Source organism: Rummeliibacillus pycnus (assembly GCF_044359855.1).
Classification (GTDB): Bacteria; Bacillota; Bacilli; order Bacillales_A; family Planococcaceae; genus Rummeliibacillus; species Rummeliibacillus pycnus_A.
The window spans coordinates 3,366,147-3,388,439 of the sequence record NZ_CP132291.1 but is presented as its reverse complement, the minus strand read 5'-3'; the positions used below and the strand labels follow the sequence as shown (position 1 = coordinate 3,388,439).

The following is a 22,293-nucleotide window of genomic DNA, read 5'->3' as shown; positions in this document are numbered from 1 at the left end:
TTTTTCTACACTGGGTATCACGTTCCTTATCTATTTTAAATACTTATATATATATTTTGAACAATAATTTTCATCTTCAAAACCTAACCTTACAATTATAACAAAAAAAGTGAGGGTTTTAATACCCCCACTTGTTGTGATTGTCTTATTTTTTTACGATTAGTTTTTGGCCTACATAGATTAAATCTGATTTTAAGTTATTCCATTTTTTTAGATTTGCTACTGAGACACCATATACTTTCCCGATAACTGATATCGAATCACCACTTTGTACGGTATATTTCTTGGTACCTGTTGTTTTTTTGGTTGATGAAGTAGTTGAGGAAATCATCATTTTTTTAGGTTTTTGTATCTTAATTTTCTGGCCGATATAAATCGTTTCTGATTTTAGATTATTCCATGCTTTTAAATTCGCAACTGAGACGTTGTAAACTTTCCCAATAACATATAGAGAATCACCATTTTTGACCGTATACGTAGTTGTGTTTTTTGAATTGCTAGAAGTTACGGAAAAACGCCCATTACTTTTAGGATTTGTTTTTAGCTCACTTACATTTAGCTTTTGGCCAACATAGATTAATTCTGATTTTAGATTATTCCATGTTTTTATATTTGATATGGTTATTTTATACTTTTGAGCGATTCTGGATAATGAATCACCCTTTACTACTGTGTACATTTTAGTACTCATCGTATTACTCGGTTTCTTGATGGCGTCATTTGTTTTATTAGATGTTTTTGGACTTGTTGTTGGTTTACTCACATTTAACTTTTGACCTACAAAAATTAATTCTGACTTTAGGTTATTCCATTTCTGTAAATTCGCAACTGTTGTTTTATATTTGTGAGCAATTTTTGATAATGTATCACCTTTTACTACTCTGTATGTTTTTGTATTTGTTGTAGTACTTGGTTTTTTGTTCGTACTATTCGATGCTGGTTTTGTAACAGAGGTTAATTTTCTTATGTTTATTTTTTGACCAATATAAATTAAATCTGAATTTAAATTATTCCATGTTTTTAAATTGGATACCGTTACATTAAATTTTTGGGCAATTTTTGATAATGTATCACCTTTAACAATTATGTAGGTACTTTGTGTACTATTTGAGCCCGTTGTAGGTTTACTTGACCCAGAAGATGTTCCGTTAGCTGCTTCCTTATCAAGATAAACAGTATCATACTGGGTTAAATTATAAGTTTCTATTAGATTATTAAGCTTTGTGGCATAAAGTGTATCCGTAGCATATGTACCTGTTAATGCAGCTGTTGCATCTCGATATGATTTTGTATTTGCAACCCAAACTTTCGAATAAAAATAAGGATTCCACGATAATCCATTTCTAATTAAATTCACATAATCCTGCAATGATCCTTGATAAGATGGATATTTTCTAAATTTAGCGTTTACTTGAGAATAATGTCCCTTTCCATCATCCTCTAATGTTGGCATTAAAACATATTTCCCATTATATGTACCCTTCATCCCAAATAAATTATAATTTGGTGCTGAAGAAAGATCACTTGTACCATAAGCGCTTTCCAATGTAGCTTGTGCAATCATAACAGATGCATATAATCCATTATTATGTGCAAGTGATCGAGCAATTGGTGCAATACCACTTATAAAAGAATTAACAGAGTAATAGCCAACACTAACCGCTGTATCTAAAACTTGATAATTTTGTTCTGGTGCTGAAATCTCTTTTTCTTCAACATTTTTATCTTTTACAGATTTAGTTTGTAGTATAGGTTGATCTAGTGCTTTTTCAGTCTCTGACTCTTTTACAATAATACTAGCATCATTATTTATAGTTGTATTATCATCTTTTGATTCTTCATCTTGAATTGATATTTCTTCTTTTGAATTATTTTTTAAAGTAGGGGTATCCTCTTTCACATCTAATTCAGATTTTTTAATAGACTGCTCGAGTTTTGTACTATTTGTTTCTTGTTTATTGACATTCTCATTTACAGCTGCCAGGGTAATATTAGGGACTGTAGCTGTCGTAATGACAGCTGAGATTCCTGCAATTAAAACTTTATTAACTTTCCGTTTCTTATCCATACTAGTTAACTTATTATCTTTTAATTTCATATTTCTCCCTTCCTTTTTATTAGCATTATTACTTGTATCATCGCATCATTTTTAGAAATTTTAAGTTCCCTCTCCTAAAAAAACAAAAAAATACTACAAATGTTAACAAAGTGTAACATTTGTAGTATTTGAAATAATTATTTATTAGTATTTTTGAACTTTTCTCTAGCAGCTTCTAGTGCTATTTCTGCATCACTATGTGGGTATTTTGTGTTTTCTATGATTTGATAATCTTCATGACCTTTACCAGCAAAAATAATCATATCACCCGGTTCAGCAATCTCTACAGCATAGCGTACTGCTTCTACACGATCACCAATACATTTATAACGATCATGTTGCATCCCTTTTTCTAGGTCATTCATAATACTTTCGTAATCTTCATAGCGAGGATCGTCGGTTGTTAAGATAACATAATCGGCACGAGAAGCTTCTGTTGCCATATCTGGACGCTTTGATTTATCGCGATTACCACCTGTACCGATTAAGAAAATCATTTTGTTTTTCTTATATGGCATTGCAGCTGTAATTGCTTTTTCTATTGCATCAGGTGTATGTGCATAATCGACAAAAATATTAATAGGAAGATCTTTTGTCGAAACTTGTTGCATACGTCCTTTTACAGGCCCCATTACCTCTAATTGTTCGATAATATCTTTAATCGCATAGCCTTTACAATAAAGAGCAGCTGTTGCAGCTAAAGCATTATAAACATTAAATTCACCAAGTAAGTGTAATTGTACTGGGAAAATACCTTCTGGTGTTACCATATCAAAATAGGTCATATGGTCATGATATTGACAATTAATACCTTTGAACATTGCTTCTTCATTCTTTAAGCCATATGTCCAAATTGGAAAAGGTGTTAAACCTGCATATTTTTCTGACCACGGATCATCAGCATTTAATACCGCATGCTTGTCTTTATCAAGATCTTGTCCTAGTTGTGAGAACAGCAAACCTTTTGCATTTCCGTAGTTTTCCATTGTTCCATGAAAATCTAAATGATCATGAGTAAGATTTGTGAAGATTGCTACATCAAAATCCACTCCTGCTACTCTTCCTAATACAAGACCATGAGATGATACTTCCATTACCATTCCACGACATCCTTCTGCTCTTGCACGGAATATCATTTGTTGCGTTGATAATGCATCACTTGTAGTGTTTCCAGATTCGTAAAGAATACCATTTAAGTTAAACCCAATGGTACCTTTCATAGCTGAGCGTATACCTAAACCAAGTAAGATATTCTCAATCATTGTTGCTACACTTGTTTTACCATTCGTTCCGGTTACCCCAAACATTGTCATATCTTTTGATGGATAATCAAAAAATTTAGCAGCTAGTAAGCCAAGTGCTCTATTCGTATCTTTTACGATTACTTGCGCAACATTACCTTCTAAATCAAGTTGATGTTCTGTTACTACAATAATTGCACCGTTATCAACTGCCTTTTGCGCAAAGTCATGACCATCAACTGTATAACCTTTAATACAGACAAATAGACTTTTTGGTTGAACACTGCGAGAATCAATTGCAATGTCTTTAATATTTTCAGGTAATGTACCGATAATTTTTTTTACAGGTAAACATTGTAGTAATTGTGTTGCTTGCATAATTAAATTTCCTCCTATTATTCATCAATCATAGATGATGTAACATACGCAAGCAGTAATGCAGCTGTATTGCGTAGTGAATCGACATGTGTTCTTTCATAAGCGTGCGAAGACTCAATACCAGCACCAAATAAAGCGTGGCGAATATCATAACCTGCTCTAATGGCAGCTGATGCATCTGAGCCATAGTAAGGATAGATATCTAATTTATAATCTATTACATTTGCTTTTGCGAGTGAAACTAATTGACGAGTTAATTCATAATGATATGGACCACTTGAATCTTTTGCACAAATTGATACAGTACACTCATCCGTAGCTTGCCCATCACCAATTGCACCCATGTCAACAGCAATATATTCTACAACTTCAGAAGGAATACTAGCATTACCACCATAACCAATTTCTTCATTATTAGAGATATAGAAATGTGTAGTATATGGCAATTCAATTTTCTTTGTTTTTATCGTTTTTAAAAGTTGAAGCAATAAAGCGGTACTTGCTTTGTCATCAAGATGGCGAGATTTTACAAATCCCGTTTCTGTTACTTCAAAACGTGGATCAAACGAAACGAAATCACCTACTTCAATACCGATAGCTCGTGTATCATTAGCATTCAAGACTTTTTCATCTACACGTACTTCAATATGTTCATCATTACGTGGTAATTCTCCTGCTCCTTTATACACATGTACTGAAGTTTCATGCATTAAAATTGTTCCTCGAATTTTTTTGCCGGAAGCAGTATGAATTGTACAACATTCTCCTTCCACTGCATTCCAGTTAAAACCACCTACCATTGACAGTTTTAATCGACCACTCGATTTAACATCTTTGACAATTGCACCAAGAGTATCGACATGAGCAGTAAGTAAGCGATGGCGCTCATTGTTTTCCCCTGGAATTGTTGCGATCAATGCACCTTTGTTAGTTTGTTTAAATTGTACTCCTATTTCTTTCAATAGTCCTGATATAAATTTCATAATGTCCATTGTGTAACCTGATGGACTCGCAATATTAGCTAATTTCCCTAGTAATTTGACTGTTTCTTGTTCATTAAAAGTGTTATTCATGACAAAAGCCTCCTACCTATTCTTTTCATAATATCAAAATACGACATTTTACGGCAACGCTAAATAATGTATGATGGTATTAATACCCTATTCAAGGTGGATATTAATACCATATCCGAGGTGTCTTTATGAAGGAATCAAATGTTTTGCGAAGAAGAAATCAATTCGTATTATTTATCCTAACAGCAGCAATTATCATCTATACATTGTTTAACTTATTAGGATTACTAGACTACGAAATACCAATACCCATCATTGCTATTCTATTTTGTTTACTTGTCAGTTTATTATCATGGTACAAAGCAGATGAACGCTTAGTATGTATCCTTCTAGTCATTGGACTAAATAGTGTTGGATTGCTGATTAACTTTCAATCCGGTTACACGCACTATTTAATATTTCTTATTTTACTACTTTTTGTACTCGCTTTATATCAGTCATTTTGGTTAAATTTTTTAATGATGATTGTGACAATGTTAGAATTTTATTTATTATTAAAATTTCATTATAAAGATTTCTCACATTATTATAATCGATCTGATATTACCATTTTCTTCCTAGTTATTAGTTTTTTTGCGGTAATTGGCATTATCCAAATTTTATATATGAATCAAAGGTGGAAAAAAGTAGAACAAGAAGCAAGTAGCAAAGAGCAAGAGTTGTTATCAAAGGAAGGCTATCTAAAATTATTTTTTGAAAATGCCAAGGATAGTATTGCTGTATTTGATTTAGATAACAATGTTATTGCAGTAAATCCTGCATTTGTTAAGCTTTATGGATGGTCTAAAGAAGAATGTATTGGTAAATCAATACCAATGGTCCCTCCTGAAAATATAGATCATGCAAATGACCGGATCCGTAGAATGCTAAATGGTGAAAGTTTTGACTTACTCGAAACAAAAGATATGAAAAAAGATGGCACCTATTTCGATGCAGAAATTACCCTTTCTCCAATTTTTGATACAGGTGGGCAAATCATCGCAACTTCTGTTATTACACGCGATATTTCATATAAAAAAGAAGCCGAACAAATTCGTATCCAATCCGAAAAATTAAAAATGGCGGGTGAGATTGCAGCTGGTGTTGCACATGAGATACGAAATCCTCTTACTGTAATCTCTGGTTTTGTACAAATGATGAATGATGATCAAAATTCACCATATAGTTTCTATACAAATTTAATCGATTCTGAAATTGATCGAATTAATTTGATTATTAGTGAATTTTTAGTATTATCTAAACCTCATTCAATGAATCCAATAGATTTTAAGATAGATAAAGTGTTATCCGATATTTTGACATTATACAAACCTGAGCTACAGGCTAGAAACATTGCTTTATCTGAACATTGGAATGATAATGATATTGCTATTACAGGTGATGCAAATCATATTAAACAGGTTCTTATCAATCTTATCAAGAATGCAGTAGAAGCTATCGAAAAAGACGGTGCTATCAAACTTACCATTGAAAAAACATCCACACAATTTTGTTCAATTAGCATTGAAGATACAGGATTAGGGATGAAAAAAGAAGTAGTCGATCATATATTTGAACCGTTCTATACAACAAAACCTGACGGAACAGGATTAGGAATGATGATTACTGAGAAAATTATTCAAGATCATCATGGCCATATAGAAATTGATAGTACATACGGAGAAGGTACTGAAATTACAATTTCCCTCCCATTATCGATAAAATAAATAGAAGGATTGCCCAACTCTCATCTTCCAATGACTGTTGGACAATCCTTTTCATTTTATAGATAGTTTTTGGTTAATTTCGCTACAGCGACGCGCTTTCCGAGGGCGAACCGACGAGCCATCTCTATTTTTAACGTAGAATAGTTTTTACTAATTTCACTTTTTGTTTATATGGAGGGAATAGTAAGTTATTCGCTAATTTTGTTGATTTTTTTAAGATTGATTTTGGGTGAGTAAAGCATTCAAAGCTTGCTTTTCCATGGTAATTATGAACTCCTGATGTTCCAACGCCTCCAAATGGTAGATGAACGCTCGCAACATGAGTAATCGTATCATTGATACAACCTCCTCCAAATGGCAATTCATCTAAGAAATATTGAACCGCTTTATCCGTTTCAGAAAAGAAATATGCAGCAAGTGGTTTTGGTTTTTGTCGAATTTGATGAATGACTTGGCGTAGATCATCATAAACTAGTATTGGCATAATTGGACCAAAAATCTCATCTTCCATGATGGGACTATTCCATGTAACATCCTGTAAAATAGTTGGTTCAATGTATAGGTCATCACGATCTGTTTGACCCCCAAATAAAATATTATCATGTTCTTTATCCAACAAATTCGCTAGTCGATTAAACTGCTTCGTATTAATAATCCGTCCAAAATCGGAACTTTCTTGTGCATTTTTACCATAAAATTTTTGCAACGTTTTTTTCAAATGTCTGATAAACGGTACCTTTATCGACTCATGGACAAGTACATAATCAGGTGCCACACAAGTTTGACCAGCATTTGTGAATTTTCCCCAGACAAGTCGTTTTACTGCTACTTCTATTTTTGCTGTTTGATCAATAATTGCTGGGCTTTTTCCACCAAGCTCTAATGTATAGGGTGTTAATCGCTCAGCACAAGCTTTCGCAACAATTTTCCCAACTGCAACACTTCCAGTAAAGAATATATAGTCAAATGAAGCGTGAATAAGTGCAGTCGTTTCTTCAACTTCTCCTTCTACAATGCGAATATAGTTTTCTTCAAATGTTTCTTGTATGATTTTCTTTAAGATTTCTGCTGTATTCGGCGCTGATTCAGAAGGCTTTACAATTGCCGTGTTACCACCGATAATTGCACCAATCAATGGTTCCATCACAAGTTGAAATGGATAATTATAAGGTCCAATAATGAGCGTAACACCATAAGGCTCTCTTACGACAAAGCTCCTTGCAGGTTGAAAATGTATCGGTGTCGAAACCGCAACCGGATGCATCCACTCCTCTAAATATTTTTGCATATAACTAATGCTTTCTAATACCAAGCCTACTTCTGTAGAATAGGCCTCAAACTCACTTTTATGCAGATCATCATACAATGCCTGCATAATCCCCTTTTCATTATTGCTAATCGCAGCCTTAAGTTTTCTTAACTGTTCTTTACGAAATTCAATCTTTTTGGTAGCGCTTGAAAAAAAATAATTTCGCTGTTCAGTTATCATCTGCTCTACATCTTGTGCAGTAAAATTCGCCATAAATATCCCCCTTCAACGTATAAAAAAGGTGTAGCCATCCATACTATTTTCAGCTACATAGCATGTTGATTTGCCAGCACGTACTGTCTTTTTCAAATTGTACCATTTGTGAATTTTGAATTCTACTCGCGAAGGGAGAACAGACGATGTTAAAAACAGAAACTTGGTGGGAATCACTATTTTCAGGAGACTTGTCAATTGGTATTTCAGTAGAGCGTCAGCAAGAAATAGATAATGAGGACTTTTTGTATTTAAAAAATTCAGGTGATGTTGATTTCCATGAAGAATCTCCATCTTAGAAAGGTCTTTTGGTTAATTTTCCAGCCTTCCATTTTCGGGTATGTATACGGTAAATGCCCGTATACATACTTTTTTTCTCCTTCAAGAAAGGTGGAGCATCGATGAAGAATAGTTGGAAAATTTACTTAAACGACTTAAAAAGTATTAGAACAAATTGGGTATCAGCTATCATTATATCTGGCCTCATTATATTACCATCCCTTTATGCATGGCTTAATATTGCTGCTTCTTGGGATCCGTATGGAAAAACAAACCAAATTCTAGTAGGGATTGTCAATGAAGATACTGGAGCAACAGTGCAAGGTAAAACATTTAATGCTGGTAATGAACTGATAAGTAAACTAAAAAATAATAATGATATGGATTGGCAATTTACTAATCGTACAAGGGCACTGGATCATCTAAATAATGGTGATTATTTTTCTGTAATAATTATCCCCCAAAATTTCTCTCATGATTTAGCTTCTGTAGTAAATGAAAATCCTCATAAAGCCCAGCTTGAATATTTTGTAAATGAAAAGATTAATTCTATTGCACCTAAAATAACAAGCAGTGGTGCTAGTGTACTTGTCGATTCAATGAGTAGCCAATTTATCGGCACTGTTAATGGGACAATATTTGATATCTTTAATCGTATTGGTATTGCAATGAAACAGGACTTACCTGATATTGAAAAATTAAAGAGTTTTGTCTTTACACTCGAGAAAGATTTGCCATCCATTTATAAAAAAATAAAATCCGCACAGCTGGATGTAAATAAAGCTAGGCAAATCGTAAATTATGCGAAAAAAGAGATACCCAAAACAGAGAGCTTAACATCTCAAGGATTAACAACTGTTAATGATACTCTTGATTTTATCGATCAAGCCGAGACACAATTAAATGCAATAAGTCCTCAAGTAAAAAAAGATATGCAAACAGTACAACAAATCGCAATGGATGCTAACAAGTTACTAACACAATTAAAGCAGGCAAATATTAGTTTTACAGAAATTGAAACTGTAAAGAATAATTTAGATACCCGAGTTACAGAAGCAATTGATAAAATATCTACAATCAACCAACTTCTACTGTCACTTAAACAATACAATCTAGAAAACAATGCTTCGACAAATTCGAAAACTTTAGATCAGGCCATCGCACAAACTGAAGCTACCAGTAAAATTTTAAACGATGCACAAACAAATGCCCGCAAAATGGATACAGCACTTGGAAATAAAGAACAAGAAATTACTAATTCAATAAATCAACTACAACGAATTGCTACTAATACATCTGTTGAATTAGATCGCTTTGTTAAGGAATATACGCAAACAGTGGAACCAACAATTTTTGAACAAATCCATCGTGCAAAGCAAACATTGATAGGTGCAAAGGAAGTCCTTACAGATATTCAGGGTACAATACCTAAAGTAGCAACCTTACTAAATAATACGGATGGCTTCATTAACGATACACAAAAAGGTATACAAACCTTTATAAGTGAGTATCCATATGTAAATGAAAGAGTGCACCGATTAGCTGATAAAATTCGAACTTTAGAAAAAGAGACCGATTTAAATAGCATTATTCAATTGTTAATAAATAATCCTATTGCAGAAAAATCATTCTTTGAACAGCCCATTAAGATGAATGAGCATCGTGTCTTTCCAATTGAAAATTACGGGACTGGCATGGCTCCGTTTTATACAGTATTAGCCATTTGGGTTGGCTGTCTCTTGCTGATTTCACTTTTATCAGTTGATACTAAACAGGTTGATGACTACGAAATTCGAGAAGTTTATTTTGGAAAACTTCTTACTTTCTGGACAATTGGAATTCTTCAAACAATCATTATTGTTTTGGGTAATATTTTTATCTTAAAAGTATCCGTACATGCCCCATTTTGGTTCGTTGTATTTTGTTTATTTATAAGCCTTGTATTTATGTCCATTGTATATACACTCGTTTCAGTATTTGGAGATGTAGGAAAGGCGCTATCAATCGTTTTGCTTGTTCTACAGCTTGCTGGTTCAGGTGGAACATTTCCAGTCGTACTTTTGCCGAAGTTTTTCCAAATACTTAATCCATTTCTTCCATTCACTTATGCTATTTCGTTAGCTCGAGAAGCAATTGGGGGAATAATTTGGACAAAAGTTAGGACTGATTTTGTTTTCTTATTTGTCGTTCTGGTTATAGTCTTACTTTTCGGTAGTATTTTCAAAAAACAACTCCGTAATTTAACACAGAAAATGTTACGAAAATCGAGAGAGTCTGGTCTTTTTCATTAATCCTTTTTTATTTCATTAAAAAGTACTTGCCTTTTTCAAAATTCATTGTATAATACTATCTTAGGTGCCAAACCTATGTGATATTTACTTGTAAATCATCACAAAAAAGAACTCCGTAACGGCACGGATTGCCGGGAGTTCTTTTCTTATGAGCAGGCAGATGAGCGCCTGCTTTTTTTATACCCTTTTTTTCTTGAGATACCCCTAGAGTAACAATCCCCTTCCATACTACATATTTCTGACATAATATATTCCTAATATATCTAATCATTTGATACATAATAACCAACTCATCTAATACTTCAACTTCAGATAACTATATTTTTTTCTACAAAAAAACTGCCTCCAGCTAGTAATTAAAGCTGTTAGACAGTTGTTGAAAAGTTATTAGAAAAACATATTTAAAATGAAGTAGCATACCGCTGCTAAAGCTGCTGCTGTTGGCATTGTAATAATCCAAGTCATGACAATTTTACGTGCCACTCCCCATTTAACACCTTTTACACGTTGTGCAGATCCCACACCCATAATAGCAGAAGAAATAACGTGTGTCGTACTTACAGGTAAGTGAATTAATGTTGCTCCAAAGATTACAGATGCTGAAGCTAAATCTGCCGCTGCACCATTTATAGGACGTAGTTTCATAATTTTACCGCCCACTGTTTTGATGATTTTATAACCACCAATTGAAGTTCCTAAACCCATTGCAGTAGCTGCTGCAACTCGTACCCAAGTTTGAATCTCCTCACCAGTTTGCCATCCAGCTGCAATGAGAGCCATTGTCATAATTCCCATTGCCTTTTGCGCATCATTCGTACCATGGGTAAAAGATTGAATTGCTGCAGTACAAATTTGTAATATGCGAATTCCTTTATTTGTTTTATAAAGATTAGCTTTTCTGAAAATCACTTTAAATAAAGACATCACAAGGAAACCTGCCGCAATAGCGATAAATGGTGATAATAATAAAGCTTCTAGAATTTTTATAAACCCACTATAGTTTAAAATACCGAATCCTGCAGCTGCAATAGCTGCACCAGCTATTGCACCAATAATAGCATGCGAAGAACTGGATGGAATACCATAGTACCAAGTAATTAAATTCCAAATTATAGCTGCTATTAATGCCGCTAAAATTACGATAGAGCCATTAGACAAAGCAAATGGATCGACAATATCCTTTGTAATCGCTTTTGCTACACCTGTAAAAGTAATGGCACCTATAAAGTTCATTGTTGCAGCTAACACAACAGCAACTTTTGGCGGTAGAGCTCTAGTTGAAACGGATGTCGCAATAGCATTGGCTGTGTCGTGAAATCCATTGATGAAGTCAAAAGTCAGTGCGAAAATTACGACTAAAACGGTCAGTACAATTATTGAATCCATTCGTTATCATTCGCTCCTTATGCATTACGCATAATAATTGTTTCCATCGTGTTCGCCACGTTTTGACAATCATCTGCAATATCTTCTAGTTGTTCATATATATCTTTAAGTTGGATAATACGTATTGGGTCTTTTTCATTTAAAAATAATTTTTTAATAGAAGTACGTAATACTTCATCACACTTACTCTCATAATCTTTTATTAAAATAGCATTTTCACGCATGCTAGTTAAGTTTTTATTTTGTAATTTATCCATTGCTTTTACGATTTCATCAGCACTTTTTACAATATAGCTGATGAAAGTATTCATCGATTCATCTATATTGGTAAGTGCGAACATATCATAATGAGCGATACATTCTTCCATACCATCAAGAACATCATCCATACTATTTGCTAAAGCAAGGATATCTTCTCTTTCAATGGGGGTCATAAATGATTTGTTTAGCATGACGATTAGTTCATGAATCAGAGTATCTCCTTCTGTTTCATATTTCTTCATACGAGTACTAATTTCTCGTAGATCCTCTAAATTTTGAATACGAAAATCATTGGCATAGTGGACTGCCTCTTGAACGTTGACTGAAATTTTTGCTAATACCTCAAAAAATGGATCTGCTTTTTTTCGACTAAACATAAATTCCTCCTGAAAAAGTTAGTGTCAAAACTTGTTGTTTTGAGCGCAAAAATATCTTAACAATAAATTAATAAAATTTCTCTTAAATTTACACTATTTAACGCAACATTTACAATCTTGTAATATAAGCGTTCACAAAACCGAAAAAAACCATTAGCTTTTTTAGTAAAAATCATTTTATTCACAGCATAATTTTAACTTAAATAGAATATTTAAGTTAAAATAAAATTTGCCATTCGTGAATTTAAAGCGATTTCACAAGTAGCATACCCATGTCAATTTAATTTTTTTGTAAAGTTTAACTTGTTGTATTTTTTATGAATTAGCCTGTATTCATAAAAAACAAATTTACAAAAAAACGTTTATTATCATCTATTCTGCTCTTCATAATTGGGGAATTTTATCAAATCATGCTACGATATTAGGCTAACTTCCTTTAAACGATCTCTGTCAACGAAGATAGCTATACCAGATTTTCATCTATTTTTACTTTTTCAGTGCCCACGTAGGAGGGAGGAAGTGATTAACTCCCGACTTTAACATCATCGTTCAATAAGAGAGATTATGTTCATTCTGGGCCCACTAAAAAAAGATACGTAAAATTTTACGTATCTCTCTACTTGTTCAACAAATGTTGAATTTGATTATATTTTTCTAACCACCATTTTCCATCTTGATCATGAATTATGCTTACTCCACCATTCGATAGCCGAGCACTTTGGGGGAAAATCTCAGCATTTTCTACCATTGAAAAAAGTGTATGGATTACAGCACCATGCGTTACTAATATTACACTTCCATCAGGATATTGCTCATGAATTTTAAGCAAACCACTTGCTATTCTTTCTTTTAATTGTCCAATTTTTTCCTGGTTTGGATATTCTTTATGTGGGTAAACCTTTACTCGTTCTTCATAGGTCATCCCCTCCGCTACTCCGAATGTTCGCTCAGCAAACTCTCTTAATTGAAAGAATGGTAATTTTAATTCTTCATTCATAATAGTCGCTGTAAGCATTGCTCTTTGTAGGGTACTGGTAAATATAGCATCGCATTTTATCTTTTTAAAATAGTTTCTACATACAGTTGCCTGTTTCTTTCCTCTGTCATTTAAAGTCGTATCTGTACCACCTTGAAGTCTACCTTCACAATTCCAATCTGTTTCACCATGGCGTACAATATATATTTTTGTCATACACACACCCCATTATCTACTATGAGTTACATCGTACCATAGAAAATGGAAAATACTCTACATTTTTATAGAGTAGTAGTAATTAATTTGCAATATGAAGAAGATTAACGGCATGAATAACCCCTTATTTTTCGACAGTAAATCTGCAATCTTATAATTCTTATAGCACCTGTTTCACACAATGACAAATTTTCACAATAAACGACTTGATTATCAATTAGTGCACTTTAATGTCGAATACGCAAACTTGACTCTTGTATATAAATCCGATCAAAAACGACAATAATTGAGAGTGATCTATAAATATGTAGAAGAACCCGGTGAAAGAGGATAAAAAAACTAATTGTTCTAAAATAATCGAAGTAAATTAGGTTGAATCAAAAAAACATTGTTAATTGATTGCTACTAAACACTAAATGATGGAGAAGAAAGTTAATTTGGTAATTGTGCGATACAACATTGAATTAATCTAAACTCCAAATAAATATCGCGTAAGTAATATGAAGAAAATGTTATTGTTCATTTATCCAGCTCAAGGCGCTTGCTTTTCGGCCAGGATGTGGGCACTTTCCTCGCTATAAGGTAGAAAGCGCCTATTCGCGTGAAGAACATCTACCTCACAAAGCTGAAAGAGCTCTCTCCGCTTTTATTTCAGCTCGCTTTCGTAAAACCTGCTTTTTGTGCTTCTTCTTCTGTACAAAACATTTTCTCTGCTTTTACTTCTTCGTAATTATTCATTCCAGGTAAATGGTACAATTTTTTCCCTTTACTATTAATATTTCCTTTAATTTTGCAAACTCCAGTTTCGGTGTTTTTGTTATTATTTTGTGATTGATTAGATGTAGAAGATGCATTTGCATTTGTTGATTTGCCCTTTGTAGCATCCTCACCAGGTCTCCAGTTTTTCACAACCGATTTAACAAAGCCACGATCTGTGACATAACCATCATATTGCCAAATACCTTTTTTCTCTTTTTTTGCTTCTTCTTGAATTTTCTCATACTTGTCTACATATTTTGTATTAGGTTTGTAAATATACCCTACTCGCACAAGTCCTTCCCGAATAAGTTGTTCTTGTACACTTTTTCCATCTGCATAAACATATGCTAGTAAGCGTCCATACTTATCTTCTTTACCACCAACATCAAATTCTAGTGAAACGTCTTTTACATTATTTAATATTTCTCTATTTCGAGCTTGTGCTTCACGACCAAATGGTTGCTCGCCTATTTTTTTATGGTACATTTCAGGTGCATCAACTAATAAATATCGAACTTTTTTTGTTTCACCTTTGTATTTTACTTTAATCGTATCGCCATCCATTATACTGATGACCTCAACTGAAACTCGATTGTTATCCTTTGTAGATTTGGAAGTTTGTCCAATTTTACATCCCGCTAAAACTAAAAGAACAAAAATGCATAATACAACCAACCATATTTTCATTTATTTCACCAACATTCTTTCTCTATTGCTTGATTTGTTTTTTGAACAGCGCCAAACCATTGGCGCTGTCCCTTACTAAATTTTATCTCTACCAACGATTGATTCACCTGCTTCTTCTAAATCACGAATCCGATGAGCTAATCGAGACGATGCAGATGCAGCAATACTTCCCACTAAATCATCTAAAAAAGTATGGACACCATGACCAGTCTTTGAATCAAGTTGTTGGATTATTCCAGTTTTCTTTTTATCTAAATGGCCATATGTTGTAACAGCAATACTCCCGTACGTAAGAACAGACCCTATTGCAAGTGTTTCATCGACGCCAAATAGACTTTCATCAGATTCAATTAACTGTTGCAATGGTTGAGATAACATTCTTTTCTCAGCCAATTCATCTAATTCAATCCCGACAAGAAGAGCATGCTGAACTTCTCTTTTGTTTAATACACGTTCAACTGATTCTACGCAATGGTTTAATGTTAACCCATTATTATAAGGATATTGCATTTCATAAACAATTTCCGCAATGTCATTGATTGTTACACCACGACGTTCTAATGCTTCTCGTGCTGCTTTCGCCACAATATCTGAAGACACTTTAAGTTTTTCATTGTACATTGATAAACCTCATTTCTAGTTAATAATTCAGTCTATCTACTATTATACCTTTACGAACTCATATGTTACAATTTCCCTACATATACATTAAAGGAGTGTTCAATGTGGGACAAGGAACCATTACAGATATTGAATTTTACAGCGAGACCCTACAGGAAAAGTTAGAACTATTAATCTATATCCCAGCAAATTATTCTCCCTTTTATAAATATTCCGTTTTAATCGCTTCAGACGGTAAAGACTATTTTCAATTAGGTCGCATAAGCCGTGTAGCTGACGAATACTTAGCCAATGAAGAAATTGAAAATTTGATTATTGTAGGTGTTCCTTATAAAAGTATTGAGGATCGCAGAAGGAAGTACTTACCTAATGGTGATTTACATGATGCCTATTTGCGCTTTTTAGCACATGAACTTGTGCCATATATAGATGAACATTATTCAACTTATCGAATGGGCATGAGTCGTGCACTTATTGGTGATTCACAGGCAGCTACCGTTTCTTTGCTTGCTGCTATCGCTTACCCTAATATTTTTGGCAAGGTGATTCTGCAATCTCCATTTGTTGACGATACGGTACTCGATAAAGTTCGCGAAGTAAAAGATCCACATGCTTTCTCTATTTACCATGTTGTGGGTTCTTTAGAACATGAAGTGACGACAATGAATAAGACGATTAAAGACTTCCTTACACCGAATCGTAAACTTCATCAATTATTGGTTGACAGAGGTTTTACTACTTTTTATGAAGAGTTTGAGGGACAACATACATGGAAATATTGGCAAAAGGATTTAAAAAGAGCAATAAAACAAAAATTTAGTCTATAAAGTAGTTATCACATTTCATGTTCTCAATTTTCTGCTATACTGAAAATTGAGAACAATAAACAATTAACTCCAAGGAGGTTCTGCTTGATGAAATATGGTATTGTTGCTTTCCCATCTAAGCAATTACAAGACTTTGCGAATTCTTATCGAAAAAGATATGATTCACATTACGCTAAAATTACACCTCATATTACATTAAAAAGTGTGTCAGAAGTAGAGGATTCACAAATTGATAATGTTTCAAATGCTATCAAAGAGATTTGTACTCATTTCACTCCCATCTCTATCCATGTGTCAAAAGTGAGTTCTTTTGCACCTGTGAACAATGCAATCTATTTAAAGGTGGATCCAACCGAACAGCTTTTAGATCTACATGAAGCATTCCATTCAGAGTACTTTGGTGGAAAGGCACTATACAAATTTGTTCCCCATATTACCATTGCACAGGACATGAATTCTGGAGAACATGACGATATTTTTGGGCAACTCCGTATGACAAATGTTGATTTTAGCGAAACTATCAATCGTATTCATTTACTATATCAGCTTGAGGATGGCTCTTGGACTGTTTATGAAACTTACCGATTAACAGGAGAAGCTTAACTTTTGGTTTTTGCGAAGATTGTTGAAACTGAAAAAGAATTACAAGATGCCTTCTTTGTACGAGAAGAAGTTTTCGTCAAAGAACAAGGAATTCCTCTTCCATTAGAAATAGATGAGTATGATGAAATCGCTACACATTTTGTAGCATACTTTGATAATCGACCAATCGCAGCAGGTCGAGTACGTTTTATAGAAGATTTAACCGCTACTGTTGACCGCGTTTGTGTATTACCTCCTTTTCGCAGGAAACAAATTGGTGTTTTAATGATGCAAAGCCTAGAACAATTTATTCAAGGTTCTAACATTAAAAAGGTGAAACTAAATGCACAAACGCATGCTATTCCATTTTATGAAAAACAGAACTATTACATCACTTCTCCTGAATTTTTAGATGCGGGTATCCCACATCGCGCAATGGAAAAAGTGTTTAATTCTTAAAAAAAAGCTACGATGTACTATGAAAAAAATCATAACACATCGTAGCTTTTTATATGGAAGTGTTTTACACTAGTTTGTAAATTGTCATAATGATTGTGTTAGTATCAAACTCAAGCTCACAATTATAATAGCTTTATCTATACATAAAAATTATAGATTAATCCTTTACCTGTAACGTTAGCCATACCCTTATCATATGAAGATGTATGAAGGGCGTTATATACTGATTTCTTTCGCTCCCAATGCATTAAATCTGAGCGTTTCGTTCTTTCTTCTTGTCCTCTGCCAAAACGAGATTCCTTTTTTATACCGTGAACATTATGAATATAGGAATAATGTTCACTATTAGAAAGAGAACGTCTGATATATTGTGTAGCTTGGAAGTCATCCATTGGTAATATATAGCCCATTAAAGCCACCCCCTGTAGTATACTTTTACTTTTATGCAAGAAATGTAATCGTTATTACAGGGGAATAGCCTCATTCTACATCATATTTTGAATTTTACTTAAATCTAAGGATTTGCCATTTTTAAGAATAGACGCAACAATCTGTTCTTCTAATTCTTTCGTTACTGGCTTATTTGCAAGCTTTGCAACCTTACGAACAACTTTGCGAACTTGTCGTTCATCTTGAAAATCAGCATTTTGTATAGCATTAGCTAGCGCAAAGACTTCTTCCATTGGAACTCCTGTTTTCTCTTCGATTTTACGGAAGAAATATGGATTCATCTTAACGCCCCCTTAGTAAATAAAGCTAGTGCCTACAATAATTAACAGAATGAATAAAACAACGATTAAAATGAATGTTGAACCGCCGCCGTAGCCACCACCGCAGCCACCACCGTAGCCGCCACCATAGCCACAACTACTGTAACCTCCATATCCTGACATTGCAATCCCTCCTCTCTTTTCTCCCATATGTTATGCGGAATTAACAAGAAGAGTCGGGCATTTGTACTATGGTTGCTGTCCTTTTGAATGAAATATCAAAGCACCGATCATTCCAAATACAATTGCAGCGCTAATACCAGAGCTTGTTACTTCAAACATTCCTGTCAAAACACCAATCCAGCCATGTTTTTCAGCCTCAACAATTGCTCCATTAGTTAATGAATTACCAAATGAAGCAATCGGAATTGTTGCTCCAGCTCCTGCAAAATCAATTAAGGGTTCATATAGATTAAACCCGCCCAATACAGCTCCTGCTACAACCAAAATGCTTAGAGTATGTGCAGGTGTAAGTTTTCCAACATCCATCAATAGTTGTCCTATTACACATATGAGACCACCCACGATAAAAGCTATTACAAGAGATACAATCATTAAAATTCCTCATTTCATCGAGATTTCAATTGCATGGGCAGTACAAGGAATAGACTCATTCTGTTGTACTGTTAATGGCGAAAGCAATGCCCCCGTCGCAACTGCAAGAACCCGCTCAATTTTTTTATCATTTAATTGTTTTAAAATATAACTAAAAAAAACAGATGCTGAGCAACCAGCACCACTTGCACCTGCTAAAAAAGCTTCATCATCGCCATAATATTCTGCACCGCCATCCCTAATTTTCATCACGTCTTGCTTGGACATACCTTCTTTAATAAGCATTTCTTTTAATATAGAAAGCCCTACTTTTCCAAGGTCACCAGTCATGACCAAATCATAATCCTTTAATTTCTGTCCTCGACCTTTTAAATGACGAGTAATAGTATCGCATGCAGCTGGAGCCATAGCTGCCCCCATATGAAATGGATTAGTTTGTTGCAAATCAATTACTTTTCCAACAGTAGCCGCTTCAATAGCTGGGCTATTCATCTGCCCCTTCGCTATTAAAACATAACCAGCAGCCGTCACAGTCCATTGTGCAGTGCCAGGTTTTTGTCCACCATATTCAACAGGATAACGGAATTGACGTTCAATCGAATTATGTTGACTTGCTGCTCCTGCAAGTGCATACCTGCTACCTCCCAATTCCGTCAATAATGATGCAATTATCACACCTGAAACTGCCGTTGCACATGCAGAAAAGAGACCAATATATGGTGCTCCTAAAGTTGCTGCTACAAAATTAGATGGTGTCATCTGATTAACTAAATCACCACTCATCAGAAAATCTATATCTTGTTTTTTTATTTTTGCCTTTTGTAAGGCAATTTGACAGGCTTGCTCGGCCATTTGTTGATGGCCTTTTTCATTAGTATCTTCATCTGCTCGCTCATCGTCATAAAGCATGTCAAAATCTGTTGCAAATACACTTTGTTTCTCAACAGGTCCAGCAACAACGCCAGAGGCAATGATTGCTGGCTTTGATGGAAAATATAATACACCTTGATCCATTACCAATTCGTCACCCCCATAGTTACTAAGATAAGCTTCACAAGAGCTACTACAAATGCTGAAACAACCCCAAAAACAATAACTGATCCAGCTAATTTGAAGATGTTTCCTCCGACTCCTAATACAAATCCTTCCGTTTTGTGTTCAATCGCTGAAGAGATAACGGCATTACCGAAGCCGGTAACAGGTACTGCAGATCCAGCACCAGCGAATTGACCAATTTTTTTATAAAGGCCAAAACCAGTTAAAAGCATCGAGAGGAATATCATTGTCGCAACAGTAGGATTTCCAGCTGTCTTTTCCGTAAAGTTAAAATTAGCAATATAAAAGAAGGTAATAAGCTGACCAATTGTGCAAAAAATACCTCCAACAAGGAATGCTTTAAGACAATTTTTTAATATTGATGGTTTTGGCGATAATGACTGTTGTAAGTCTTCATATTGCTTTGCATCCATTACGTTTCCTCCTTAGACAGATCTTTTAACTTTGTAATTTCCTTTTTAAGTTTTTCATCATTCATTTTTTTCTTCGATAATTTTTCGGTTTCCCAAATTATTTTCAAGTCTGTACTTACCAAAACTTCATGATTTGGTAAGGCTTTTTCCATTTCCTTCTGCCATTCTTTTTCGTATTTCTGTTTATTCCATTTAGAAAATGGCTTTACTTCGATACCAATGAGAGCTGCATCCTTTGTAAAAACTGCAGTTACTCTTTTGATATGTTGATCATCCTTCACAATTTTTTCCACATCTTGTCGCTCAGTCTTATAATTGTCGTCTTTAGTTGCTGTAAAATAAGCAGTTTTTCCATTATTGCAGCCAACCAACAATAAGAGGACAAGCAACAGAAGTCCCTTTTTCATACTTCTCACCCTTTTTGAGTTAGTATGATGCTTTTTAAATAAAAATATTCAGGTAGAGTGACAACAGCCCGATTCTATAATTAAATCACTCATATGGTATAGAGAGTTAGAAAGGGAGGTGAAAACAAGATGGGGTGCGGAAGAGAAAGTTCTAACGTAAAAGAAAGTTCAAGCCATAATCACCATAAAAAACAAAACTGCGTATGTGATGTTGTTCGCGCAATTCTTGATATTCAAAACCAAGGTGTAAATCATGATTGCGACTGTCCTACAAATTGCTTTTTAGAACCGCTTGGTGGTTTAGTAAGTCCTACAAGAAGCAATAATGTTGATACCCGCGTATTCATGCTACTTACAGAAGACGGAACACCATTTAAAGCATTCTTCAGAGAAAGTGGAAGTCCTGATTGCTCATGCTTCTCTGTATTCTTCAGAGTAGAGGATGTTTTCGATAGTTGCTGTGCAACTTTACGAGTTTTAGAGCCACTTACTCATGATAATAATGATGTTCAGCTTATTGCTAATCATGGTCAAGATTTAGACTTAAGAAATCTTTGCAAAGTAAGAAAATTTGCAGCTACTAATAGTTGTATCACAGTTGATTTAAATTGTTTCTGCGGTGTTCAATGTGTTAAAGATGTTTTCTTAGGGGTTTGCACAGATTAATTTTTTAGGTGAAGCAGCGTCGGTAAAAGAAGCGATGGCTTGATATTATATCAAGCCATCGTTTTATTGTTTGGCGAACCGAGGATTATTCTGGATAGAGAAGATAGGAACTACAGCTGAAGATGAAGGAAGGAGGAGATATTTTAAAAATGTAAGCAAATAAAAACGAGTTCAGAAAAGTTCTGATACTCGTTTTTATTACTTAAATCTAAATATAGTAACCTAATCATTGTACATTCAGACTATAAAAAGGATTTTCCCCGCCATAGTAAATCTTCAAGCTTAGAAATAGAGATAGGATGCACGACATCATTCGTAGTTCTGATCATAACCTCATGCGTTTCAATATTGACCTCTTGTACTTCTCCTGCAATTTCCCGCCCATCATTAACCACGAACACAAGGGGTTGATATGCTTTCTGCTGAAATGGATTGGATAAAAAAAGGAGTTTTTCTTTTCGTTTTCGCATTTCCCCATCTTCTAACACTGGAGACATTTCTTGTGAAATAAGTAATGATTCATCTTGTTGTTCCAAAATAGCTAATTTGGCTTCATCAAACTTTTCCATAAGGTCAGATTCTTCTATTTCTTTAAAAAAAGCTGGTGGGCTTTTGATAAAAAGGAGTGGGTTTTTCCCCACATTAACACATCCTTTTTTATCTTTATACTATGCCCCTAAGACAAAA

23 protein-coding genes and 1 pseudogene are annotated in these 22,293 nt (G+C 34.3%); 7 read left to right on the top strand and 17 right to left on the bottom strand.

Annotated features, from left to right (window positions below):
* Positions 1-145: 145 nt before the first annotated feature.
* The 3 genes from Q8X41_RS16465 to Q8X41_RS16455 all read right to left on the bottom strand — a co-directional run bounded on the left by Q8X41_RS16465 (position 146) and on the right by Q8X41_RS16455 (position 4,790).
* Positions 146-2,098: a LysM peptidoglycan-binding domain-containing protein gene (locus Q8X41_RS16465; RefSeq protein WP_397537323.1), complete on the bottom strand. Its 1,953-nt coding sequence runs from the start codon at positions 2,096-2,098 to the stop codon at positions 146-148.
* Positions 2,099-2,235: 137 nt separating this feature from the next.
* Complete coding sequence (locus Q8X41_RS16460; RefSeq protein ID WP_397537322.1) at positions 2,236-3,717, bottom strand: UDP-N-acetylmuramoyl-L-alanyl-D-glutamate--2,6-diaminopimelate ligase; 1,482 nt, start codon at positions 3,715-3,717, stop codon at positions 2,236-2,238.
* Between the two features lie 17 nt (positions 3,718-3,734).
* The gene (locus Q8X41_RS16455; RefSeq protein WP_397537321.1) at positions 3,735-4,790 is read right to left on the bottom strand and encodes a M42 family metallopeptidase; all 1,056 of its coding nucleotides are present in this window, start codon (positions 4,788-4,790) and stop codon (positions 3,735-3,737) included.
* 128 nt (positions 4,791-4,918) lie between these two features.
* Here Q8X41_RS16455 and Q8X41_RS16450 point away from each other — a divergent pair, with 128 nt between their 5' ends.
* Positions 4,919-6,496, top strand: coding sequence for a nitrogen regulation protein NR(II) (locus Q8X41_RS16450; RefSeq protein ID WP_397537320.1), 1,578 nt, complete (start codon positions 4,919-4,921; stop codon positions 6,494-6,496).
* Between the two features lie 130 nt (positions 6,497-6,626).
* Here Q8X41_RS16450 and Q8X41_RS16445 read toward each other — a convergent pair whose 3' ends face one another.
* A complete protein-coding gene (locus Q8X41_RS16445; protein ID WP_397537319.1) occupies positions 6,627-8,018 on the bottom strand; it encodes an aldehyde dehydrogenase in 1,392 nt (463 codons plus the stop codon).
* A gap of 146 nt (positions 8,019-8,164) precedes the next feature.
* Here Q8X41_RS16445 and Q8X41_RS16440 point away from each other — a divergent pair, with 146 nt between their 5' ends.
* Both Q8X41_RS16440 and Q8X41_RS16435 read left to right on the top strand, forming a co-directional pair.
* Positions 8,165-8,317 (top strand): hypothetical protein, encoded by a 153-nt coding sequence (locus Q8X41_RS16440; protein WP_397537318.1) that lies wholly within the window; start codon positions 8,165-8,167, stop codon positions 8,315-8,317.
* A 102-nt stretch (positions 8,318-8,419) separates the two neighbouring features.
* Positions 8,420-10,588: a YhgE/Pip family protein gene (locus Q8X41_RS16435; RefSeq protein WP_397537317.1), complete on the top strand. Its 2,169-nt coding sequence runs from the start codon at positions 8,420-8,422 to the stop codon at positions 10,586-10,588.
* Between the two features lie 387 nt (positions 10,589-10,975).
* Here the strand turns inward: Q8X41_RS16435 and Q8X41_RS16430 are convergent, their stop codons facing one another.
* From Q8X41_RS16430 to Q8X41_RS16410, 5 genes are all read right to left on the bottom strand, one after another.
* Positions 10,976-11,974, bottom strand: a complete 999-nt coding sequence (locus Q8X41_RS16430) for an anion permease (RefSeq protein ID WP_397537316.1) — start codon at positions 11,972-11,974, stop codon at positions 10,976-10,978.
* 17 nt (positions 11,975-11,991) lie between these two features.
* The gene (locus Q8X41_RS16425; RefSeq protein WP_397537315.1) at positions 11,992-12,612 is read right to left on the bottom strand and encodes a DUF47 domain-containing protein; all 621 of its coding nucleotides are present in this window, start codon (positions 12,610-12,612) and stop codon (positions 11,992-11,994) included.
* 616 nt (positions 12,613-13,228) lie between these two features.
* The gene (locus tag Q8X41_RS16420; RefSeq protein WP_397537314.1) at positions 13,229-13,804 is read right to left on the bottom strand and encodes a histidine phosphatase family protein; all 576 of its coding nucleotides are present in this window, start codon (positions 13,802-13,804) and stop codon (positions 13,229-13,231) included.
* Positions 13,805-14,455: 651 nt separating this feature from the next.
* Positions 14,456-15,250, bottom strand: coding sequence for a thermonuclease family protein (locus tag Q8X41_RS16415; protein WP_397537313.1), 795 nt, complete (start codon positions 15,248-15,250; stop codon positions 14,456-14,458).
* A gap of 75 nt (positions 15,251-15,325) precedes the next feature.
* Positions 15,326-15,871, bottom strand: a complete 546-nt coding sequence (locus Q8X41_RS16410) for a phosphatidylglycerophosphatase A (RefSeq protein ID WP_397537312.1) — start codon at positions 15,869-15,871, stop codon at positions 15,326-15,328.
* Between the two features lie 104 nt (positions 15,872-15,975).
* Between Q8X41_RS16410 and Q8X41_RS16405 the strand changes: the two genes are divergently transcribed.
* From Q8X41_RS16405 to Q8X41_RS16395, 3 genes are all read left to right on the top strand, one after another.
* Complete coding sequence (locus tag Q8X41_RS16405) at positions 15,976-16,698, top strand: alpha/beta hydrolase (protein ID WP_397537311.1); 723 nt, start codon at positions 15,976-15,978, stop codon at positions 16,696-16,698.
* Positions 16,699-16,785: 87 nt separating this feature from the next.
* A complete protein-coding gene (locus Q8X41_RS16400) occupies positions 16,786-17,301 on the top strand; it encodes a YjcG family protein (RefSeq protein ID WP_397537310.1) in 516 nt (171 codons plus the stop codon).
* Between the two features lie 3 nt (positions 17,302-17,304).
* On the top strand, positions 17,305-17,739 hold the full coding sequence (locus Q8X41_RS16395) for a GNAT family N-acetyltransferase (protein WP_397537309.1): 435 nt from the start codon (positions 17,305-17,307) through the stop codon (positions 17,737-17,739).
* A 137-nt stretch (positions 17,740-17,876) separates the two neighbouring features.
* On the opposite strand, the gene Q8X41_RS16390 is transcribed toward Q8X41_RS16395, so the two are convergent.
* The 7 genes and pseudogenes from Q8X41_RS16390 to Q8X41_RS16360 all read right to left on the bottom strand — a co-directional run bounded on the left by Q8X41_RS16390 (position 17,877) and on the right by Q8X41_RS16360 (position 20,940).
* Positions 17,877-18,149: a hypothetical protein gene (locus Q8X41_RS16390; RefSeq protein ID WP_397537308.1), complete on the bottom strand. Its 273-nt coding sequence runs from the start codon at positions 18,147-18,149 to the stop codon at positions 17,877-17,879.
* A 75-nt stretch (positions 18,150-18,224) separates the two neighbouring features.
* Complete coding sequence (locus Q8X41_RS16385; protein ID WP_397537307.1) at positions 18,225-18,470, bottom strand: stage VI sporulation protein F; 246 nt, start codon at positions 18,468-18,470, stop codon at positions 18,225-18,227.
* 12 nt (positions 18,471-18,482) lie between these two features.
* A pseudogene (locus Q8X41_RS16380) lies at positions 18,483-18,566 on the bottom strand (YjcZ family sporulation protein); the annotation flags it as partial.
* Positions 18,567-18,698: 132 nt separating this feature from the next.
* The gene (gene spoVAE / locus Q8X41_RS16375) at positions 18,699-19,064 is read right to left on the bottom strand and encodes a stage V sporulation protein AE (protein ID WP_397537306.1); all 366 of its coding nucleotides are present in this window, start codon (positions 19,062-19,064) and stop codon (positions 18,699-18,701) included.
* 9 nt (positions 19,065-19,073) lie between these two features.
* Entirely contained in the window at positions 19,074-20,078 is a 1,005-nt protein-coding gene (locus tag Q8X41_RS16370; protein WP_397540292.1) for a stage V sporulation protein AD, read from the bottom strand.
* Entirely contained in the window at positions 20,078-20,533 is a 456-nt protein-coding gene (spoVAC, locus tag Q8X41_RS16365; protein WP_397537305.1) for a stage V sporulation protein AC, read from the bottom strand. Before spoVAC ends, Q8X41_RS16370 begins: the two co-directional genes overlap by 1 nt.
* Positions 20,533-20,940, bottom strand: coding sequence for a hypothetical protein (locus Q8X41_RS16360; protein WP_397537304.1), 408 nt, complete (start codon positions 20,938-20,940; stop codon positions 20,533-20,535). Before Q8X41_RS16360 ends, spoVAC begins: the two co-directional genes overlap by 1 nt.
* 129 nt (positions 20,941-21,069) lie before the next feature.
* Between Q8X41_RS16360 and Q8X41_RS16355 the strand changes: the two genes are divergently transcribed.
* Positions 21,070-21,606 carry a CotY/CotZ family spore coat protein gene (locus Q8X41_RS16355; RefSeq protein WP_397537303.1) on the top strand — a complete coding sequence of 179 codons (537 nt, stop codon included), beginning with the start codon at positions 21,070-21,072 and terminating at the stop codon, positions 21,604-21,606.
* A 242-nt stretch (positions 21,607-21,848) separates the two neighbouring features.
* On the opposite strand, the gene Q8X41_RS16350 is transcribed toward Q8X41_RS16355, so the two are convergent.
* Complete coding sequence (locus Q8X41_RS16350) at positions 21,849-22,247, bottom strand: hypothetical protein (protein WP_397537302.1); 399 nt, start codon at positions 22,245-22,247, stop codon at positions 21,849-21,851.
* Positions 22,248-22,293: the final 46 nt, after the last annotated feature.

Coding starts and splice junctions, on each gene's coding strand:
- Q8X41_RS16465 (WP_397537323.1), bottom strand. CDS start 2,098: ATGAAATTAAAAGATAATAAGTTAACTAGTATGGATAAGAAACGGAAA.
- Q8X41_RS16460 (WP_397537322.1), bottom strand. CDS start 3,717: ATGCAAGCAACACAATTACTACAATGTTTACCTGTAAAAAAAATTATC.
- Q8X41_RS16455 (WP_397537321.1), bottom strand. CDS start 4,790: ATGAATAACACTTTTAATGAACAAGAAACAGTCAAATTACTAGGGAAA.
- Q8X41_RS16450 (WP_397537320.1), top strand. CDS start 4,919: ATGAAGGAATCAAATGTTTTGCGAAGAAGAAATCAATTCGTATTATTT.
- Q8X41_RS16445 (WP_397537319.1), bottom strand. CDS start 8,018: ATGGCGAATTTTACTGCACAAGATGTAGAGCAGATGATAACTGAACAG.
- Q8X41_RS16440 (WP_397537318.1), top strand. CDS start 8,165: ATGTTAAAAACAGAAACTTGGTGGGAATCACTATTTTCAGGAGACTTG.
- Q8X41_RS16435 (WP_397537317.1), top strand. CDS start 8,420: ATGAAGAATAGTTGGAAAATTTACTTAAACGACTTAAAAAGTATTAGA.
- Q8X41_RS16430 (WP_397537316.1), bottom strand. CDS start 11,974: ATGGATTCAATAATTGTACTGACCGTTTTAGTCGTAATTTTCGCACTG.
- Q8X41_RS16425 (WP_397537315.1), bottom strand. CDS start 12,612: ATGTTTAGTCGAAAAAAAGCAGATCCATTTTTTGAGGTATTAGCAAAA.
- Q8X41_RS16420 (WP_397537314.1), bottom strand. CDS start 13,804: ATGACAAAAATATATATTGTACGCCATGGTGAAACAGATTGGAATTGT.
- Q8X41_RS16415 (WP_397537313.1), bottom strand. CDS start 15,250: ATGAAAATATGGTTGGTTGTATTATGCATTTTTGTTCTTTTAGTTTTA.
- Q8X41_RS16410 (WP_397537312.1), bottom strand. CDS start 15,871: ATGTACAATGAAAAACTTAAAGTGTCTTCAGATATTGTGGCGAAAGCA.
- Q8X41_RS16400 (WP_397537310.1), top strand. CDS start 16,786: ATGAAATATGGTATTGTTGCTTTCCCATCTAAGCAATTACAAGACTTT.
- Q8X41_RS16390 (WP_397537308.1), bottom strand. CDS start 18,149: ATGGGCTATATATTACCAATGGATGACTTCCAAGCTACACAATATATC.
- Q8X41_RS16385 (WP_397537307.1), bottom strand. CDS start 18,470: ATGAATCCATATTTCTTCCGTAAAATCGAAGAGAAAACAGGAGTTCCA.
- spoVAE (WP_397537306.1), bottom strand. CDS start 19,064: ATGATTGTATCTCTTGTAATAGCTTTTATCGTGGGTGGTCTCATATGT.
- Q8X41_RS16370 (WP_397540292.1), bottom strand. CDS start 20,078: ATGGATCAAGGTGTATTATATTTTCCATCAAAGCCAGCAATCATTGCC.
- spoVAC (WP_397537305.1), bottom strand. CDS start 20,533: ATGGATGCAAAGCAATATGAAGACTTACAACAGTCATTATCGCCAAAA.
- Q8X41_RS16360 (WP_397537304.1), bottom strand. CDS start 20,940: ATGAAAAAGGGACTTCTGTTGCTTGTCCTCTTATTGTTGGTTGGCTGC.
- Q8X41_RS16355 (WP_397537303.1), top strand. CDS start 21,070: ATGGGGTGCGGAAGAGAAAGTTCTAACGTAAAAGAAAGTTCAAGCCAT.